The sequence below is a fragment of the Janthinobacterium sp. CG_23.4 genome (assembly GCF_029892305.1).
Taxonomy (GTDB): domain Bacteria; phylum Pseudomonadota; class Gammaproteobacteria; order Burkholderiales; family Burkholderiaceae_D; genus Janthinobacterium; species Janthinobacterium lividum_D.
The window spans coordinates 2503872-2522401 of the sequence record NZ_JARXUX010000001.1 but is presented as its reverse complement, the minus strand read 5'-3'; the positions used below and the strand labels follow the sequence as shown (position 1 = coordinate 2522401).

13 protein-coding genes are annotated in these 18530 nt (G+C 60.4%); 8 read left to right on the top strand and 5 right to left on the bottom strand.

Features of this window, described 5'->3' with window-relative positions; translation table 11 throughout:
• Positions 1–47: 47 nt before the first annotated feature.
• Complete coding sequence (locus tag H4V96_RS11400; RefSeq protein WP_196855173.1) at positions 48–938, bottom strand: alpha/beta hydrolase; 891 nt, start codon at positions 936–938, stop codon at positions 48–50.
• A 127-nt stretch (positions 939–1065) separates the two neighbouring features.
• Between H4V96_RS11400 and H4V96_RS11395 the strand changes: the two genes are divergently transcribed.
• On the top strand, positions 1066–4263 hold the full coding sequence (locus tag H4V96_RS11395) for a PAS domain-containing protein (protein WP_142303385.1): 3198 nt from the start codon (positions 1066–1068) through the stop codon (positions 4261–4263).
• A 44-nt stretch (positions 4264–4307) separates the two neighbouring features.
• Here the strand turns inward: H4V96_RS11395 and H4V96_RS11390 are convergent, their stop codons facing one another.
• From H4V96_RS11390 to H4V96_RS11375, 4 genes are all read right to left on the bottom strand, one after another.
• Positions 4308–5498 carry a hybrid sensor histidine kinase/response regulator gene (locus H4V96_RS11390; RefSeq protein ID WP_196855174.1) on the bottom strand — a complete coding sequence of 397 codons (1191 nt, stop codon included), beginning with the start codon at positions 5496–5498 and terminating at the stop codon, positions 4308–4310.
• Positions 5499–5501: 3 nt separating this feature from the next.
• Entirely contained in the window at positions 5502–6374 is an 873-nt protein-coding gene (locus H4V96_RS11385; RefSeq protein WP_196855175.1) for a CheR family methyltransferase, read from the bottom strand.
• Positions 6374–9853, bottom strand: a complete 3480-nt coding sequence (locus H4V96_RS11380) for a response regulator (protein ID WP_196855176.1) — start codon at positions 9851–9853, stop codon at positions 6374–6376. The genes H4V96_RS11385 and H4V96_RS11380 overlap by 1 nt, the downstream gene beginning before the upstream one ends.
• 282 nt (positions 9854–10135) lie before the next feature.
• Entirely contained in the window at positions 10136–11482 is a 1347-nt protein-coding gene (locus tag H4V96_RS11375; RefSeq protein ID WP_196855177.1) for an MFS transporter, read from the bottom strand.
• A gap of 217 nt (positions 11483–11699) precedes the next feature.
• On the opposite strand from H4V96_RS11375, the gene cyoA reads away from it, so the two are divergent.
• The 7 genes from cyoA (at position 11700) to H4V96_RS11340 (ending at position 18483) form a co-directional block, all read left to right on the top strand.
• Positions 11700–12683 carry a ubiquinol oxidase subunit II gene (gene cyoA, locus H4V96_RS11370; protein ID WP_050855916.1) on the top strand — a complete coding sequence of 328 codons (984 nt, stop codon included), beginning with the start codon at positions 11700–11702 and terminating at the stop codon, positions 12681–12683.
• Positions 12684–12767: 84 nt separating this feature from the next.
• Complete coding sequence (cyoB, locus tag H4V96_RS11365) at positions 12768–14771, top strand: cytochrome o ubiquinol oxidase subunit I (RefSeq protein ID WP_010398413.1); 2004 nt, start codon at positions 12768–12770, stop codon at positions 14769–14771.
• Positions 14764–15402 (top strand): cytochrome o ubiquinol oxidase subunit III, encoded by a 639-nt coding sequence (gene cyoC, locus H4V96_RS11360; protein ID WP_070347414.1) that lies wholly within the window; start codon positions 14764–14766, stop codon positions 15400–15402. The genes cyoB and cyoC overlap by 8 nt, the downstream gene beginning before the upstream one ends.
• On the top strand, positions 15399–15785 hold the full coding sequence (gene cyoD / locus H4V96_RS11355; RefSeq protein ID WP_010398411.1) for a cytochrome o ubiquinol oxidase subunit IV: 387 nt from the start codon (positions 15399–15401) through the stop codon (positions 15783–15785). Before cyoC ends, cyoD begins: the two co-directional genes overlap by 4 nt.
• Positions 15782–16624 carry an SURF1 family protein gene (locus H4V96_RS11350; RefSeq protein WP_010398409.1) on the top strand — a complete coding sequence of 281 codons (843 nt, stop codon included), beginning with the start codon at positions 15782–15784 and terminating at the stop codon, positions 16622–16624. Before cyoD ends, H4V96_RS11350 begins: the two co-directional genes overlap by 4 nt.
• Positions 16608–17957 (top strand): ATP-binding protein, encoded by a 1350-nt coding sequence (locus H4V96_RS11345; RefSeq protein ID WP_196855178.1) that lies wholly within the window; start codon positions 16608–16610, stop codon positions 17955–17957. Before H4V96_RS11350 ends, H4V96_RS11345 begins: the two co-directional genes overlap by 17 nt.
• Positions 17947–18483 (top strand): response regulator transcription factor, encoded by a 537-nt coding sequence (locus H4V96_RS11340; RefSeq protein WP_070347413.1) that lies wholly within the window; start codon positions 17947–17949, stop codon positions 18481–18483. The genes H4V96_RS11345 and H4V96_RS11340 overlap by 11 nt, the downstream gene beginning before the upstream one ends.
• Positions 18484–18530: the final 47 nt, after the last annotated feature.

The window sequence follows — 18530 nt, the reverse complement described above, 5'->3', positions numbered from 1 at the left end:
ACCAATCGAACGCATGCGCGGCTCCAAGGAAGCAGACGATGGGCGCTTCATTTCGCCTCGATTCCCAGCATCTGTTTGATCACCGGTAAAATCATCTGCCACGCATTCGACGTGGCCGCGATCTCGTCGTAGTGGCTGGCGCCGGGTAAAATCAGCACTTGTGCCTGGTCGCCGGCCATGTTGGCCCTGGCCGCATAGTCGTGCGCGACGCGCGGTGGCGAGATGGTGTCGAGCTCGCCGGTAGCTAGCACGGTGCGGCTGCCATTCGGTATCAGGTCGGCCGCGTTGGTGTCGCTGTAGATGTCGGGGCGCTCAGTACTGGCGCAGCCTGCCAATTGCTCGATGTCGCGTTCGCAGCTGCGCTTGATCAAATCGCGTTCGTGGCGCAGATCGGCCAGGCCGCCCAGGCTGAGGATATGCGGCACTGGCAAGTACTGGTCGCGGTACAGCGGACTATTCTTCGGCAGTTTTTCGCGCCCGGCGATCCATTGCACCAACTGGCCTCCGGCCGAGTGGCCCATGGCCATGATGCGCTTCACGTCGAGCTGGTACAGGGCGGCGTGCTGCTGCAGGCTGTCCAGCGCCGCGTGCATGTCTGCATAGGTGCCCGGATAGCCGCCGCCCGGCTCGTCGACCCGACGGTATTCCACATTCCAGACGGCAATGCCTTGCGCGGCGAGCGCGCCTGCCACGTTGCGCATCTGCTCGATACCGCCGAAGGCCAGCGTCCAGCAGCCGCCATGCACCAGTACGACGACGGGGAAAGGCCCGCTGCCTTCGGGCCGGAACAGCTGGGCGTATTGCGACGGCGCGCAGCCATACGCGATGCGCGCCGTGGGCGCGGGGCCGTCCAGGGCCAGGTAGTCGTCCAGGCTCATGGGCGCGACGACGGCGCCGTCGACGGAGGCGAGCAGGGCGGATGGCAAGAAGGTGGACATCGTTGGTTTCGCTTGAGAAGGGAACAATACTTTAGCATAGCGCCGCGTGGTCGCAGAACGCTGTTTTAGCTGGAAGAGGGCTGCCCCATGGTATATTTCGGGCATCAGTTTTCCCCTTGTCGACACGGTGCACGCAAACAACATTCTTTCCTTGCTGGACGCAGAGCATAGCGCGCTGGGCAATATCGCCGCAGGCACCGACTTGCCCCATGCGCTGGAACATTTGTTACTGGCGCTGCAAGACCTGGCCGAGGGCGGCGCACATGCCTGTCTCGTGCTGATCGATGACGCCGACCGCTTTTACGCTTTGTCGGCCCCTAGCCTGCCGCAAGACTTGTGTATGGCCGTGCGCCACGGCGGCGCAGAAGCTTCGCCGTTCGGCACGGCGGCCTTTTCCGGTGCGCCCGTGTATTGCGGCGACATCTCGCGCGACGCCCACTGGAGCGCGGGCCGCAAGGAAGCCATGCTGCATGGCTATCGCGCCTGCTGGGTCGCCCCCGTCTTCGGTGCCAAGGGGCATATCCTGGGCGTGCTGGGCCTGTTTTTCCAGGCCCCATGTTATCCCACGCAACCCGAAATCGAATTGCTGGTGTTGGCCGCGCGCGTGGCCGCGCATGTCATCGAGCGGGGCCAGCTGGAAAAAGCGCTGCACGATAGCGAGCAACACTTTCATTACGCCATCGAGCTGAACACGCAAGTGCTGTGGACGGCCGACCCCGACGGTAAGCTCGACTATGTGGCGCAGCGCTGGCGCGAATGGACCGGCTGCAGCGGCCTGGGCAGCAACTGGCTCGATGCCCTGCATACCGACGATGTGCCCCATTGTCTGGCGGCGTGGCGCGCATCGGTGGACAGCGGCCAGCCTTTCGACCAAGAGATGCGGGTGCGCTGGCAAAACGGTTTGTACCGCTGGGTGCATACACGCGCCTATTGCCGGCTCGACGCGCGCGGCCAGCCGGCGAAATGGTATGGCTCCTGCGAGGATATCGACCAGCACTGGCAGGCGCGCAATGCCTTGCTCGACAGTGAGGCGCAGTTCCGTTCGCTCGCCTCGGCCATGCCCAACCAGGCTTGGCTGGCGCATGGCAGCGGCGCCACCTATTGGGTCAATGAACAGGTGTGCGAATACACGGGGCAGTCGATGAAGTCCCTGGTCTCCAGCGGCTTTCGCCACTGCATGCATCCGGACGACGTGCAGGCCATGCAGCAAAGCTGGGAACGGGCCGTTGCCACGGCCAGCGCTTACGAATACGAGTTCCGCATGCGCCGCGCCAGCGACGGCGCCTACCGCTGGTTCCTGGCACGCGCCTTGCCGTTGTTCGACGAGACAGGCACGGTGCTGCGCTGGGTGGGCACGAATACCGACGTGCAGGAGCAGAAAAACGTGCTGGAAAAGATGGCCTACCTCAATTCCTCGCTGGAAGTGGAAATGGCCAACCGTACGGCCGACCGCGACCGCATGTGGCGGCTGTCGACCGACATCATGCTGGTGGCCGACCTGGCCGGCATGATTATCGCTGTCAATCCCGCCTGGAGTGAAATCCTCGAACGTCCTGAAATCGAATCGCTGGGCATGGATTTCATCAGCCTCGTGCATCCCGACGACCGCATGGCGGCTTTGCAGGATTTGTCGCGCCTGGCCCATGGCGCGCCCACCTTGCGCATGGAAAACCGCTACCGGCGCCGCGATGGCGGCTACCGCTGGATTTCCTGGACGGCCGTGCCAGCGCAAAAGCTGATCCACGCCATCGGCCGCGATGTCACTGATGAAAAGGAGGCGCGCTTGGCGCTGATGCGCAGCGAGCAAGCGTTATTGCAGGCGCAAAAACTGGAATCGATAGGCAAGCTGACCGGTGGCGTGGCCCACGATTTTAATAACGTGCTGCAAATCATTTCCGGCAATTTGCAGCTGCTGAAACTGACGGTGGCCGACAATCCGCAGGCGGCCAGGCGACTCGATTCGGCCGCCTCGGCCGTCGAGCGTGGCGCCAAACTGTCATCGCAACTGCTGGCCTTTGCGCGGCGTCAACCGTTGAAGCCGCTGGTGACGGACCTGGGCAGCTTGCTGCGCCGCATGCACGAGTTGATCCGCCGCGCCCTGGGCGAAGCTGTCAGCGAAGAAACCTTCATCAGCGAGGGCTTGTGGCATACCTTGGTCGACCCGAACCAGATGGAAAACGTGCTGCTGAACATGGCCATCAATGCGCGCGACGCGATGCAGGGGGGCGGACGCCTTACTTTTACCTTGAGCAACGTCACCCTCGATGCCGCCTACGCCAGCCTGCATGCCGATGTGCTCGAAGGGCAATACGTGCTGCTGACCATTACTGACACGGGCCATGGCATGGAGCGCGACGTGATCGACCAGATTTTCGAGCCCTTCTTTACCACCAAGCGCGAAGGCGATGGCACGGGCCTGGGCCTGTCCATGGCCTACGGCTTCATCCGCCAGAGCGCGGGCCACATCAAGGTGCACAGCGCGCCGGGTGCCGGCACAACCTTCAAAATATATCTGCCGCGTTCGCTGGAAAAGCTGGCCGAGCCGCCAGCGGGCCTGACGGGGCCTGTACTGGGCGGCAGCGAGACCATCCTCGTGGTGGAGGATGATGCTCCCGTGCAACATACTGTCGTTGACATGCTGCGCGGCCTGGGCTACGACGTGCTGCATGCGGACGATGGCGCCTCGGCACTGGCCCTGCTGGGCACGGGCGTGGCCATCGACCTGCTGTTTACGGACGTGGTCATGCCTGGCCCTGTCAGCAGCAAGGAGCTGGCGCAGCAAGCCCGGCTGTTGCTGCCGGAACTGGCCGTGTTGTTTACCTCAGGCTATACGCACAATGCCATCATGCAAGGTGGCCGGCTGGATCCGGGCGTAGAGCTGTTGAGTAAGCCTTATCGGCGCGAAGACTTGGCGCGGCGCATCCGCCACCTGCTGGCCGACCGCCGCCTGGTGGGCGCGCCCGATCCGTCGGGACGGCGCATCTTGCTGGTAGAAGACAACGACGATGCGCGTGAAATGACGACGGAAATGCTTAATATGCTCGGCCATACCGTGCATGCCGTGGCCAGCGCCGAGGCAGCCTTGCCCCTGCTGGCCATGCCTGGCCTGGACGTGCTGGTGACCGACATCAGTCTGCCCACCATGTCCGGCCTGGAACTGGCGCGCCATGCGCGTGTGCACTGGCCGCAACTGGACGTGGTGTTTGCGTCAGGGCACGACTGGGGCGCCAGCCTGATGCAGGACGCCAGCGCGCGTTTCCTGCGCAAACCATTTGGCCTCGAAGAATTGGCTGGCGCACTGAAGACGCGCCGGCGCGACGCGTAGTCGGCTGGCGGCAGTGCGCTTACAGTGCGCTTATCTTGTCTGCCTCAGCTTCCAGACAGCGGCAGGGTGACGCTGAACAGGGCGCCGTTGCCGGGCGCGCTTTGCACAGTGATGGCGCCGCCATGCGCGTCCACCAACTGCTTGGTAATGAACAGGCCCAGGCCCAGGCCGCCCGTGTGGTCCTGGTGCATGACGCGCTCGAAGGCGTCGAAGATGCGTTCCTGGTCGCGCGCACTGATGCCGATGCCATGGTCGCGCACTTCGATGATGGCGCTGTTCTGCGTGCGCGCGAGGCTGATTTCGACCGGCTGGCCCTGGCCATAGCGCAAGGCATTACTGATCAGGTTCACAACGATCTGTTCCACGCGGAAGACATCCCAGTCACCGTCGATGGGTTCGAATGCCAGCACTTCGAGCACGCTGCCCGTGGCCGCTGCACATGCGCCCAGGTCGTCTGCCACGCGGCGCACCAGGCCGACCAGGTCGACCGCTACGCGGCGGATCGACAGCTTGCCGCTGCTGATGCGCGACACATCGAGCATGTCGTCGATCAGGCGCACCATGCTGCGGATTTGCCGCCCGTCGCGCGCCACCATCTTGTTGAGCTTATCCGGTTCGAAGGCGGCGAGATTGCCCCGTTCCAGGTTGACGGTGCGCATCTGTGTTTCCAGGAACAAGGTATTCAAGGGCGTGCGCAGCTCGTGCGCCACCATGGACATAAATTCGTCGCGCAGGCGCAGCGAGCGTTGCAGTTCTGCCTGGGTGACGCGTAATTGTTTTAATAACGCTTCCTGCTGCTGACGGCTGTGTTCGAGCGCCTGCACCTGGCGCCGCGTCTCGCTGCGCTGCTGGTGCAGTGCCACGAAGACGTTGACCTTGCTTTGCACGGCATTGATGTCGAGCGGCTTATGCAGGAAGTCGACGGCGCCGCTTTCATAGCCCTGGAAAGCGAAATTCATTTCCTTGCCGGCCGCGGTGACGAAGACGATGGGAATATGGCGCGTTTTTTCCGTGCCGCGCATCAATTGCGCCAACTCAAAACCATCCATTTCCGGCATTTGCACGTCGAGGATGGCCAGCGCGAAATCGTGCTCGAGCAGCAGGGTCAGCGCTTCTTCGCCGGACGATGCCTGGTAGACACTGCGGTCGCTCTCGCGGATCAGGGCATTGAGCGCGCGCAGGTTTTCCGGCAAGTCGTCGACGATAAGCAGTTTGGTACTTGTTTCAATTGTCATGTTTCATTCCTGGCATGGCCATGCCGTGCAGCGTAATGGGGGGGGGGCGGCGTGCGACAGCGCACGCTTGCGGTAGAGCTTTTCGGCGCCCGGCAATGGGTCGAAGCCGACGGCAAAGCGCGTGAAATGGGTACTTTCCTTGCTGCCCAGGCCGAGGAAGCCGCGATGGCACAGCGCGTCGTGGAACAAACCCAGAGCGCGTTCCTGCAAGGTTTTATTGAAGTAAATCAGCACGTTGCGGCATAAAATCAATTGCGCTTCAATAAAGACACTGTCCGTGGACAGGCTGTGGTCGGCAAAGTTGATCCTGTCGAGCAGGCGCTGGTCGAACTGCGCGGTAGCATGCTCGACCGTGTAGTAATCGGCCAGCCGGCCCAGGCCGCCGGCGGCCAGGTAGTTGTCGCCATAGTCGGACAGGCGCTGCAGCCGATAGGCGCCGCGCGCGGCCGTGGCCAGCGCTTGCGGATTGATGTCGGTGGCGTAAATTGTGCTGCGCTCAAGCAAGCCTTCCTCGTGCAGCACGATGGCCAGCGACAGCGCTTCCTCGCCCGTGCAGCAACCGGCCACCCAAATCGTCGGCGATGGATAGGTTTTCAGCACGGGTACCACGTGTTGGCGCACGGCGAGGAAAAAAGCCGGGTCGCGAAACATTTGCGTGACTGGCACGGTCAACATCTGCAACAGCTTGCCAAAAGCGGCAGGGTCGTCCAGCACCAGTTGCTGCAGGGCAGGCAAGTCCGCGCAAGCGAAGCGCTCTAGCGCCTGGTTCAGGCGACGCCGCTGCGAGGGCAGGGAGTAGTTGCGAAAATCATAGCTGTAGCGCTGACAGATCGCCTCCATCAGTGCATGCAGTTGCGTGTCCGTGTGCAGAGGCATCAGATGCGTTCCATTTTCGGCATCCACACGCGCAGCAGCGAATACAGACGGTCCAGGTCAATCGGCTTGGCCAGGTAATCGGAGGCGCCCGCCTGCAGGCATTCTTCCTGGTCATTTTTCATGGCCTTGGCGGTAATGGCGATGATGGGCAGTTTGTTATAGCGGCCATCGGCGCGGATCAGCCGCGTCGCTTCCAGGCCATCCATGCCGGGCATCATGACATCCATTAACACCAGATCGATATCGTCCACGCTGTTGAGCTTGCTGATGGCTTCGAAGCCGTTGCGGCCAATTTCCACCACCACGCCTTTCTGCTCCAGCGCATTCGTCAGCGCAAAGATGTTGCGCACATCGTCATCGACCAGCAAAATCTTGCGTCCCTCAAACACGCGTTCGCGGCTGCGCACCTGCTGCAGCATGCCCTGGCGCTCGCTCGACAGTTCCGATTCCACCTTGTGCAGGAATAAGGTCACTTCGTCGAGCAGGCGCTCGGGCGAGCGGGCGCCCTTGATGATGATGGAGCGCGAATACTTCATCAGATCCGCCTCTTCCTCGCGGCTCAAGTTGCGGCCCGTGTAGACGATAACGGGCGGGAACGAACACAGTTCTTCATGTTCCATGCGTTCGAGCAATTCGTTACCCTCGATATCGGGCAGTTTCAAGTCGATGATCATGCAGTCGAAAATCTGTGTCTTCAGTAATTCCAGCGCCTGCTCGCCCAGCGCCACGGCGGTGATTTCCACGTCGTCATCGCTGATCAGGTGGACCACGCTTTCGCGCTGGCGTTGATCGTCCTCGACCAGCAAGATGCGCTTCATCTTTTGCGTGAACTTCGACTCGAGCTTGCGGAACACTTCCTTCAACTGCTCGCGCGTGCGCGGCTTGGTGGCATAACCGACGGCGCCCAGTTGCATGGCTTCCTGGATCTGGTCATTGCCGGACACGATGTGCACCGGAATGTGGCGTGTCAGCGGGTTTTCCTTCAACTGCTGCAACACCAGCAAGCCCGGGCGGTCGGGCAAGCCCATGTCGAGCAGGATGGCGTCGGGCAGGAATTGTTGCGCCAGTCGTAAGCCTTCGTCGGCGCCATGGGCCACCAGGCAGCGGTATTGCATTTCATGCGCGAGCTCGAACAGGATGCCGGCAAACGCCGGTTCATCCTCGATCACCAACACGGAACGCTGGCCGGTCTTGCCGGCTGCCACGCTGTTGCGGTCGTCGAGGAAGGTGGCTAGCGGGACGGGCTGGACGGCGGGCGTTGCCCTGGGCGGCGTGGCGCTGATTTGTGCAGGCTGCTGCTGCTGCTGCTGCTGCTGCGTCATTGTCGCCACACGTTCCGGCATGACCGCCGGCAGCAGCAAGGAAAACGTGCTGCCCTGGCTTGGCGTGCTGGTCAGCTCGATGCTGCCGCCCAGCAAGGCTGCCAGGTCGCGCGAGATTGACAGGCCCAGGCCCGTGCCGCCATAGCAGCGGCTGGTGGTGCCGTCGGCCTGGTGGAAGGCGTCGAACACTTTTTGCTGCTGCTCAGTGGCGATGCCGATGCCGGTATCTTGCACCTGGAAGCGTACCTGGCCGGCCGCATCGGTGCTGACGTGCAAGGACACCGTGCCGGTATCGGTAAATTTGATGGCGTTCGACAACAGGTTTTTCAAGATTTGCTCCAGACGCTGGCGGTCGCTGAGCAACAACGGCGGCGCGTCCGGCGCCACGCTCGTAGTGAAAACGAGTTTCTTTTGCTGCGCCTGGGCGCCAAACAGCATCTTCATGCTGCTGAGCAGTTCGTCGAAGGGCACGGCTGCCGGTGTCAATTCCAGCTTGCCCGCTTCGACCTTGGAAATGTCGAGGATATCGTTGATAAGGCTCAATAAATCGTTGCCGGCCGAATAAATGGTTTGCGCAAACGTCACTTGTTCCGGCGTCAGGTTGCCGCTGGTGTTGTCCGACAGCAGCTTGGACAGGATCAGCGAGCTGTTCAGCGGCGTGCGCAGCTCGTGCGACATATTGGCCAGGAATTCCGATTTATAGCGGCTGGCCCGCTGCAGCTCTTCGGCGCGCGCCTCGAGCTGGGCATGTGCCTGGACGATGGCCATGTTTTTCTGGTCCAGCGACAGCGCCTGCACGGCCAGTTGCTGATTCGACTGTTCCAGCGCCGCCTTTTGCTCTTCCAGGTGGGCTTGCGACTGTTCCAGCACGCGCGACTGCTCGCCCAGCTCCTCGTTAGCGGTGCGCAATTCTTCCTGCTGCACTTCCAGCTCTTCATTCAGTTGCTGGGTTTCTTCCAGCACGTTTTGCAGGCGCTGGCGGTACAGGGCCGCTTCCAGCGAGGTGCCGACATTGGCGGCAATCAGGTTCAGCCATTGCTTGGCACGGGCGCTGACGCGATGCGTAAAGCCCAGTTCGATGACGCCGTTGACGATGCCTTCATTGCTGACGGGCACCAGGATCAGTTCCAGCGGCGTGCCGCTGCCCAGGCTCGATGTCACGCTCAGATAATTGTCGGGTACTTGCTGCACATGCTTGAGGCGTTTTTCGCGCGCTGTCTCGCCCACCAGGCCTTCGCCCAGCTTGATCACCTGCTTGTCCTGCACGCCCTGTTGCCTGAAGCCGTATACGGCCGTGCGACGCAGACTACCATCGTCGTCGACGACGTACAGGGTGGCCACGGCCACGTCGAGCCGGTGGGCGAGGAAATCGAGCACGTGCCGCCCCAGTTGCTGCAGGCCTAGCTGGCCGCTGGTGTGAGCCGCCAATTCGGTCTGCCCCGTGCGCAGCCAGGCTTGCTCCTGCAGCACGTCGTTGTCCTTGCCGCGCTGTTCGAGCGCATCGTTGTAGATGTCGGATAGACGCAGCAGTTCGCGCCGTCCCAAATAGGCCAGCAAGCCGGACATGCCCAGGCTGAGAGCGAGGAATACCAGTACGGCGAGTATGGTGCGGCTCTCGGCAGTATCGGCGCGTTCCTGGCGCAAGCGCTGCTCCATGGACAGGAAGGTAAGAAAGTCGCGGCGAATTTCATCAAACTCTAGCTTGCCTTCACCCTGGCGCACGCGTGCGAGAAATTCCTGGTTGCTGCGGCGTTGCGCGATCACGCTTTCGGCGTATTCCATCCACTGTTTTTGCAGCGCGCGGATGCGCCGCAAACGATCGACCTGGATGGCGCTGTCGGAGACCAGGTCGAGCAGGGTAGTCATTTCGACGCTGATTTTTGCCTTGCCCGATTTGTACGGGGCCAAAAACGTTTCATCGCCCGTCAGCAGGTAGCCGCGCATGCCCGTTTCCAGGTCGACCGACAACTTCATGACCTCGTTTGCATTACCGATCACCCGTTCGGAATGCTCGACCGAGCGCAGCGCCGAGAGCAGGTAGGCGATCAGGCCGACAAACACGAGCGCCGTGACGACCCCGATGACCAGCGGCAAGGTCACGTTACGGGCGAGGATGCGGCGAAAGCTGAAGGAATCGATCGGGGTTTTGGTATTCATCATATCCATATAAGGCTTAAGGCTGGCGCGAAAAGCAATTTTAATTGAAAAGCAATTTTTCTGGCGTTCAAACAAAGCGTGCGCCAGCATAACAGCCTGGCGCTGGATCGCCTGCTCGCAAGGCGCTGCAAGGCGTTGCAAAGTGCGCTAGCGTACAGTTGAAATGTGAAACATGGCTAACCCCTGCCGAAACAGAGCATGCATAGCCGTGAGCGCTCTGGTATAAAAAAGGCGCCGGACGAATCCGGCGCTGTGTGCTTGCAACTGCTGCAGCGACGGGTATCAGTCGCGAATTTCCAGCGCCCGGTTCAGGCTCAGGGCAGCGAGCGAGGCGACGGCGCCCGACAGCAGGTAGAAGCTGACATAGGCCAGGCCGAAGTTGGCCGACAGGCCCAGCGCCACCAGCGGGGCGAAGCCGGCACCGACCAGCCAGGCCAGATCGGATGTCAGGGCCGCGCCCGTGTAGCGGAAGCGGGCAGGGAAGTTGGCCGTCACGGCGCCCGCTGCCTGGCCGTAGGACAAGCCCAGCAGGCTGAAGCCGACCAGGATGAACACGTCCTGGCCGGCATTGCCACCGCCCATCAGGGTCGGCACGAATGCGCTGAAGATAGCGATCAGCACGGCCAGCACGGCCAGGGTCGTGCGACGGCCCACTCTATCGGCCAGCAAGCCGGAGATCACCACGCCGATGGCGGCCAGCACGGCGCCCAGCATTTGCACTTGCAGGAAGTCCGAGGCCGAACGCGTCTGGTAGACGGAAATCCAGGACAATGGGAACACGGTGACCAGGTGGAACAGGGCGTAGCTGGCCAGCGCTGCCAGGGCGCCGATCAGCACGTTACGGCCCTGGCCGCGGCTCATTTCAAGTATGCTCACCGGTTGCAGTTCGCGTTCATCGAGCAGGCGTGCATATTCTGGCGTCGACACCAGGCGCAGGCGGGCAAACAGGGCGACGACGTTGATCGCGAAAGCCACATAGAAAGGATAGCGCCAACCCCAGTCGAGGAAGTCTTCATCGCTCAGGTTGACCAACATGAAGCAGAACAAGCCGGCGGCGATCAGGAAGCCGAAGGGTGCGCCCAGTTGGCCCAGCATGGCGTACCAGCCGCGCTTGTTTTCTGGCGCATTCAGGGCCAGCAGCGATGGCAGACCATCCCACGAACCACCGAGCGCCACGCCCTGGCCGATACGCAGCACGGACAGCCAGATAATGGCAGCAAAGCCCAGGTGGGCATAGGTCGGCAGGAAGGCGATGCCGGCCGTCGACACGCCCAGCAGGAAGAGCGCCAGCGTCAGCTTGGCGCTGCGTCCCATGCGGCGCTGAATCTCCATGAAGATCAGGGTGCCGAACGGACGGGCGATGAAGGCAAACGAGAAAATCAGGAAGGCATATAATGTGCCCTCGAGGCGTTCTTCAAACGGAAAGAAGACGCGCGGAAACACTAGCACCGAGGCGATGGCGTAGACGAAGAAGTCAAAGTATTCGGAAGCGCGGCCGATGATCACGCCGACGGCGATCTCGCCGGGGTCGATATGTGAGTCGACTGTGGCTTTCCCGCTGGCATTGTGCGGGGAGTGCGGGGAGGAGTCGGCGGGTACATTCCCGCTGTGTATGTGTGTGCTGGACATGATGATCGTCTCCAATATAGTTTCGACTTAGGCCAACGCGTAACATACTCCAGGTGTCTCACGCCCGGAGTAGGACTATGTGATAGATAGTTGTAGGAAAAGTCCGCAAATACCTATCAAAAGTCCGAGCAAGGGGGTAGGACAAAACGTCCAATTGCCAACGCGTTCCAGTGAGAATACAGTAACATATCTTCATCCCCTGTACTGGACTTTCCTGATGTTTTCATTAAAAGTTAGTCGCGGACTGCCTCTCTTACCTCTCGCATTGTTGGCTGGTTGCAATACGGTGGTACTGAACCCGTCCGGTGACATCGCAGTTCAGCAAGGCAATCTGATTGTCATCTCGACATTGCTGATGCTGTTGATTATCGTTCCGGTAATCGCCCTGACCCTGCTTTTCGCATGGCGCTATAGAAAAAACAATACCGCGGCCAAATACGAGCCGGACTGGGACCACTCGACTCGCCTCGAGCTGATCATCTGGGGCGCGCCCCTGCTGATCATTATCGTGCTGGGCCTGCTGACCTGGATCAGTACCCACACCCTCGATCCTTATCGCCCACTGAGCCGTATCGACGCCAATCGCCCGATTCCTGCCAGCCACAAGCCGATGATCGTCGAAGTGGTGGCGCTGGACTGGAAATGGCTGTTCATTTATCCCGAGCAAGGCATCGCTTCCGTGAATGAACTGTATGCACCCGTCGATCGTCCGATCCGCTTCAAGATCACCGCCTCGTCCGTCATGAACTCGTTCTTTATCCCCGCACTGGCAGGTCAGATCTATGCCATGCCGGGCATGGAAACGCAATTGAATGCCGTCATCAACAAGCCTGGCGTATTCAAGGGTTTCTCGGCGAACTACAGTGGTGCCGGTTTCTCGGGCATGCACTTCAAGTTCCACGGCGTGAATGATGCAGACTTCGACAAATGGGTGGCATCGGCACGTGCCGGTGGCGGCGCGCTGAACCGCGACGACTACCTGTCGCTGGCCCAGCCAAGCGAGCGCGACCCGGTACGTCGTTTTAGCGCCGTACCTAGCGATCTGTATAAGGCAATTTTGAACCGTACCATCGTGTCCGACGCCCTATGTGTAACGCCGGTCGAACCATATAAATTGACGATGGCAAATAGCCCGGTAGCGGCCGTAACGGCAGTAGTCGCTAGCGATGTAGTAGTTGAAAAGGGTGTTCAAGCCAAGTAACGACTGCATGAATCCCGCAGCGCATTGCGTTGTAGATATTGGCGCCGTTTGCCAGGCGCCTCCCTTTTTTCTCTGAGAGTAACAATGCTAGACCATATTGATCTGACGAAGCTTATCTTCGGCCGTCTGACTTGGGATGCAATTCCATTTCACGAGCCTATCCTGCTGGCGACCTTTGCAATGGTTGGCCTGGGCGGTATCGCACTCGTTGCGGCACTGACGTATTTCCGCCTCTGGGCTCCCCTGTGGCGCGACTGGATCACCAGTATCGACCATAAAAAAATCGGTATCATGTATATGATCCTGGGCCTGGTCATGCTGCTGCGCGGCTTTGCCGATGCACTGATGATGCGCACCCAGCAGGCAATCGCCTTTGGCGACAATGCCGGCTTCCTGCCACCCGATCATTACGACCAGATCTTCACCGCCCACGGCGTGATCATGATTTTCTTCGTCGCGATGCCTTTTGTGACGGGTCTGATGAACTACGTCGTGCCGCTGCAAATCGGCGCGCGCGACGTGGCTTTCCCATTCCTCAACAACTTCAGCTTCTGGATGACTGCCATGGGCGCCGCCCTGGTCATGGCCTCGCTGTTCGTCGGCGAATTCGCCCGCACGGGCTGGCTGGCGTATCCACCGCTGTCGGGCATCGTCGGCAGTCCGGACGTGGGGGTAGACTATTACATCTGGTCCTTGCAAATTGCCGGGGTCGGCACGCTATTGTCCGGTGTCAACCTGATCGCCACCATCGTCAAGATGCGCGCGCCAGGCATGACCTGGATGAAAATGCCAGTCTTTACCTGGACCGCCTTGTGCACCAACATCCTGATCGTCGCCGCTTTCCCGGTACTGACGGCGGTTCTGGCCATGTTGTCGCTGGACCGCGCTGCCGGCTTTAACTTCTTCACGACGGAGTTGGGCGGCAACGCCATGATGTACGTCAACCTGATCTGGATCTGGGGTCACCCAGAGGTCTACATTCTGATTCTGCCGCTGTTCGGCGTGTTCTCGGAAGTCGTCGCCACGTTCAGCAGCAAGCGCCTGTTCGGCTACGCCTCGATGGTGTACGCCACCTGCGTCATCATGATTCTGTCGTACCTGGTATGGCTGCATCACTTTTTCACCATGGGTTCGGGCGCCAGCGTCAATTCCTTCTTCGGCATCACGACGATGATTATCTCGATCCCGACGGGCGCGAAGATCTTCAACTGGTTGTTTACCATGTACCGCGGCCGTATCCGCTTCGAACTGCCAATGTTGTGGACGATCGGCTTCATGGTCACCTTCACCATCGGCGGCATGACCGGCGTGCTGCTGGCCGTACCACCAGCGGACTTTGTGTTGCATAACAGCCTGTTCCTGATTGCCCACTTCCATAACGTGATTATCGGCGGCGTGGTCTTCGGTGTATTTGCTGCAATTAACTACTGGTTCCCGAAAGCCTTCGGTTACAAGCTCGACACCTTCTGGGGCAAATGCTCGTTCTGGTTCTGGTTGGTCGGCTTCTACCTGGCCTTCATGCCGCTGTATGTGTTGGGCCTGATGGGCGTGACCCGTCGTGTCAACCACTTTGAAGATCCGTCGCTGCAAATCTGGACCATCATCGCCTGGTTTGGCGCCGTCTCGATCGCACTGGGCATCGGCTCGATGCTGATCCAGTTCGTCGTCAGCTACCGCAATCGTCACGCCCTGCGCGACGTGACCGGTGATCCATGGGGTGGTCGTACGCTGGAATGGTCGACGTCGTCGCCACCGCCAGACTACAACTTCGCCTTCACGCCACAAGTGCACGAACTCGATGCATGGACTGACATGAAAAAACATGCGTACCAGCGTCCGACGTCCGGTTTCATGAAGATTCACATGCCGAAGAATACCTGGGCTGGTTTCGCGATCGCCGCACTGAGCGCAGCGGTTGGCTTTTGCCTGATCTGGCAGATGTGGCTCGTCGCCGGCATCAGCTTCATGATCATGCTGATCGCCATCATCGTCCATACCTTTAACTACAAGCGCGATTACTACATTCCTGTGGAAGAAGTGATTCGTACTGAAGACGCTTATACTAAATTGCTGAGCAGCCATGTCTGATACCATCGCCCATAACACCGGCGCCGCTGGCGCCGCACCAAGCACGCGCAGCTACTTTGTGCGCGAGCACCACCCGGAAAACGGCAGCTTGCTCGGTTTCTGGCTCTACCTGATGAGCGATTGCCTGATCTTCGCCTGTCTGTTCGCCACGTACGCCGTGGTGGGCCGCAACTACGCGGACGGCCCGACGGGCGCCGCGCTGTTCGACCTGCCGCTGGTGGCCGTCAACACAGCCATGCTGTTGCTGTCGTCGATCACCTACGGCTTTGCCATGCTGGCCATGCAGCGCAAGCAATTGCGCAGCACCCTGGTCTGGCTGGGCATCACGGGCCTGTTCGGCCTGGCCTTCCTGTCGCTGGAAATATATGAATTCATTCATCTGATCCACGAAGGTGCCGGTCCGCAGCGCAGCGCGTTCCTGTCGTCGTTCTTCGCGCTGGTCGGTACGCACGGCTTGCACGTGATGTTCGGCATAATCTGGCTCGTGACCTTGATGTTCCAGTTGAACAAGCATGGCCTGACCCCGGAAAACGGCCGTCGCATGATGTGCTTGTCGCTGTTCTGGCACTTCCTGGACGTCATCTGGATTGGCGTCTTCACCTTTGTCTACCTGATGGGAGTGCTGCCATGAGCGACCACCACACACACGGCGATAGCCAACACCATGACCAACACGATCATGGCAGCCTGAAAAGCTACACTATCGGCTTCATCCTGTCGGTGATCCTGACAGCCATTCCGTTCTGGCTGGTAATGACGAAAGTCATCACCGACTCGAGTACCATGGGCCTGGTCCTGCTGGCGTTCGCAGCGGTTCAAGTGGTGGTGCACATGGTGTACTTCCTGCACATGAACACCAAGTCCGAAGGCGGCTGGAACATGATGGCGCTGATCTTCACCATCATGATGGTGGTCATTGCCATGGCTGGTTCAGTGTGGGTCATGTACCACATGAACCACAACATGATGCCCGATCTGATGCCTGAGTACATGCATACGAAAACGGCTCCATGATGAGTCAACCGCGCCCAAGCAACACCGGGCGCGCCCCTGGCGCTGCATCGCAAGATGCCGCGCCAGGCCCACGCGGCATGGCTGTGCATTATTCAAGCATTGCACTGGCCATACTTGCGGGGATCATTTTTGCCGGTTTCTGTGCCTTGGGCACCTGGCAAGTCAAGCGTCTGTTCTGGAAGCTTGACCTGATCGAGCGCGTCGAACAACGCGTACATGCGCCCGCAACGGACGCACCTGGACCTGCAGCCTGGGCCAGCATTACGCCACAAACCGATGAATACCGCCACGTGCGACTCTCCGGTACTTATCTCCCCATTTTCAACACCCTGGTGCAGGCCACGACCGCACTGGGCAGCGGCTATTGGCTGGTGACGCCCTTGCGCCTGGCCGATGGCAGCACTGTGCTGGTCAACCGCGGCTTCGTGGCGAAACGCGCAAGCATCGCCGCCAGCACGCCGGCCGGCATCGTTCATGTCGATGGCCTGTTGCGCATCAGCGAAACGGGTGGCGGTTTTCTGCGCGAAAACAGTCCTGCCACGCAGCACTGGTATTCGCGCGATGTGGCTGCCATCGGCGCTTCGCACATGCTGACCAACGTGGCGCCTTACTTTGTCGATGCGAAGGAAAAATCGGAAACTGCCAGTGACGCTCCCGTCGGCGGCCTGACCGTAATTTCCTTCCACAACAACCACCTCGTGTATGCCCTGACATGGTTTGCGCTGGCCTTGATGGTAGCGGGCATCAGCTGGTGGTTGGTGCGCGCGAGTAGGCGCCGCCGCGCGCGTGAGAAAAGCCTTGATAAAGAGCAAGAAAGTGATCATGTCGGGCCGGATTGAGATCCTGCCCAATCGCGAAGTACTGGAGCGCGGTGCCGTAGCCCCCGAGATGGAGCATCCGGCCGGCCACCAGAACATGAAACTGCTGATACAGCTGCGCTGGCTGGCCGTGATCGGCCAGGTCAGTACCATCGTTGGCGTGGGCCTCGGGCTGGGTATCGCCTTGCCTGTGCCTTACATGCTCGAATTGCTGTCCTGCCTGATCGCTTTCAATTTAGCCAGCCTGCTGCGCTGGCACGAACGCCAGCCCGTTTCCAATACGGCGCTGTTTCTCGCCTTGCTGGTCGACGTCACCATACTGACGGCCCAGCTCTACCTGAGCGGCGGTATCAGCAACCCGTTTACTTTCCTGTATTTGTTGCAAGTCTTCCTCAGCGCCATGCTGCTCGAAGCGTGGTCGACCTGGATCATGGTGGCCATTACCAGCCTGTGCCTGGCCGGCCTGGCCTTGCTGCCCGGCCCCTTGATCTTGCCGATCGATCCCGAGCGCGGTTTTTCCAGCTTGTACGTGCAAGGCTTGCTGATCTGTTTTATTTTGAATGCCGCCTTGCTGGTGGTGTTCATCACGCGCATCAACCGCAACCAGCGCGCCGGCGACGCCAAGGTGGCCGACTTGCGCCAGCGCGCGGCCGAAGAAGAACACATCATTCGCATGGGCTTGCTGGCCTCGGGCGCAGCGCACGAACTGGGTACGCCGCTGGCGACCCTGTCCGTCATCCTCGGTGACTGGCGCCGCATGCCGGAGCTGAGCAAGAACAGCGAATTGCTGGAAGAAATCACGGAAATGCAGGCACAATTGCGGCGCTGCAAAAGTATCGTCAGCGGCATCTTGCTCTCGGCGGGCGAGGCGCGCGGCGAATCGTCCGTGAAAACGACGATCAACACCTTCCTCAACGACTTGGTCGACGAGTGGCGCAGCAGCCGGCCGATCCAGCAGTTCGAGTACGATAACCGCATCGAGCACGATGTGCCCGTGGTCTTCGATTCGACCCTGAAACAAACCATCTGCAATGTGCTCGATAATGCGCTGGAAGCGTCGCCCGACTGGCTGCGCTTCGAAGCCACGCGCGAAGCCGATTCACTGCACCTGGTGATTACCGACGCCGGTCCCGGCTTCGAGCCATCGATGCTGATGCATCTGGGCAAGCCTTATCAAAGCAGCAAGGGCAAGCCTGGCGGCGGACTTGGCCTGTTCCTGGTGGTCAATGTTGCGCGTACCCTCGGCGGTACGGTCACGGCGCGCAACCGGGTGCAGGGCGGGGCGCTGGTGCACCTGGCCTTGCCGCTGGCGGCCATCAAACTGGAAAAAGAAAGTGATCACCATGCAAGATGAGCGCCTGTTACTCATCATCGAAGACGATGCCGCATTTGCCCGCACCCTGGGCCGCTCGTTCGAGCGGCGCGGCTATGAGGTCATCCTGGCCACCAATTTCGATGAAGCGAGTGCCTTGCTGGAACAGCATTGCCCCGATTACGCCGTCGTCGATTTGAAGCTCAATGGCAATACTTCGGGCCTGGCTTGCGTGCAGATGCTGCATCAGCACGACCCGGAAATGCTGATCGTCGTGCTGACCGGCTACGCCAGCATCGGCACGGCCGTCGAAGCCATCAAACTGGGCGCCTGCCAGTACCTGGCAAAACCATCGAATACGGACGACATCGAGACGGCCTTCGGCCACGTTGCCGGCAATGCCGATATTGAACTGTCGAACCGCGTCAGCAACATCAAGACCCTGGAATGGGAACGCATCCATGAAATGCTGGCCGAGACGGATTTCAATATCTCGGAAACGGCGAGAAGGCTGGGCATGCACCGGCGCACGCTGGCGCGCAAGCTGGAAAAGCAGCGCGTGAAATAGGCGCTGCGACAGCGAAGCGTTGGCGAATGCTGATCCGAACTGCTTAG

What these genes read in the sequence shown, in the direction of transcription:
- H4V96_RS11345 (WP_196855178.1), top strand. Translation starts at nt 16,608, where the DNA reads ATGTCGGGCCGGATTGAGATCCTGCCCAATCGCGAAGTACTGGAGCGC.
- cyoB (WP_010398413.1), top strand. Translation starts at nt 12,768, where the DNA reads ATGCTAGACCATATTGATCTGACGAAGCTTATCTTCGGCCGTCTGACT.
- cyoC (WP_070347414.1), top strand. Translation starts at nt 14,764, where the DNA reads ATGTCTGATACCATCGCCCATAACACCGGCGCCGCTGGCGCCGCACCA.
- H4V96_RS11350 (WP_010398409.1), top strand. Translation starts at nt 15,782, where the DNA reads ATGATGAGTCAACCGCGCCCAAGCAACACCGGGCGCGCCCCTGGCGCT.
- H4V96_RS11375 (WP_196855177.1), bottom strand. Translation starts at nt 11,482, where the DNA reads ATGTCCAGCACACACATACACAGCGGGAATGTACCCGCCGACTCCTCC.
- H4V96_RS11390 (WP_196855174.1), bottom strand. Translation starts at nt 5,498, where the DNA reads ATGACAATTGAAACAAGTACCAAACTGCTTATCGTCGACGACTTGCCG.
- cyoA (WP_050855916.1), top strand. Translation starts at nt 11,700, where the DNA reads ATGTTTTCATTAAAAGTTAGTCGCGGACTGCCTCTCTTACCTCTCGCA.
- H4V96_RS11385 (WP_196855175.1), bottom strand. Translation starts at nt 6,374, where the DNA reads ATGCCTCTGCACACGGACACGCAACTGCATGCACTGATGGAGGCGATC.
- H4V96_RS11400 (WP_196855173.1), bottom strand. Translation starts at nt 938, where the DNA reads ATGTCCACCTTCTTGCCATCCGCCCTGCTCGCCTCCGTCGACGGCGCC.
- H4V96_RS11340 (WP_070347413.1), top strand. Translation starts at nt 17,947, where the DNA reads ATGCAAGATGAGCGCCTGTTACTCATCATCGAAGACGATGCCGCATTT.
- cyoD (WP_010398411.1), top strand. Translation starts at nt 15,399, where the DNA reads ATGAGCGACCACCACACACACGGCGATAGCCAACACCATGACCAACAC.
- H4V96_RS11380 (WP_196855176.1), bottom strand. Translation starts at nt 9,853, where the DNA reads ATGAATACCAAAACCCCGATCGATTCCTTCAGCTTTCGCCGCATCCTC.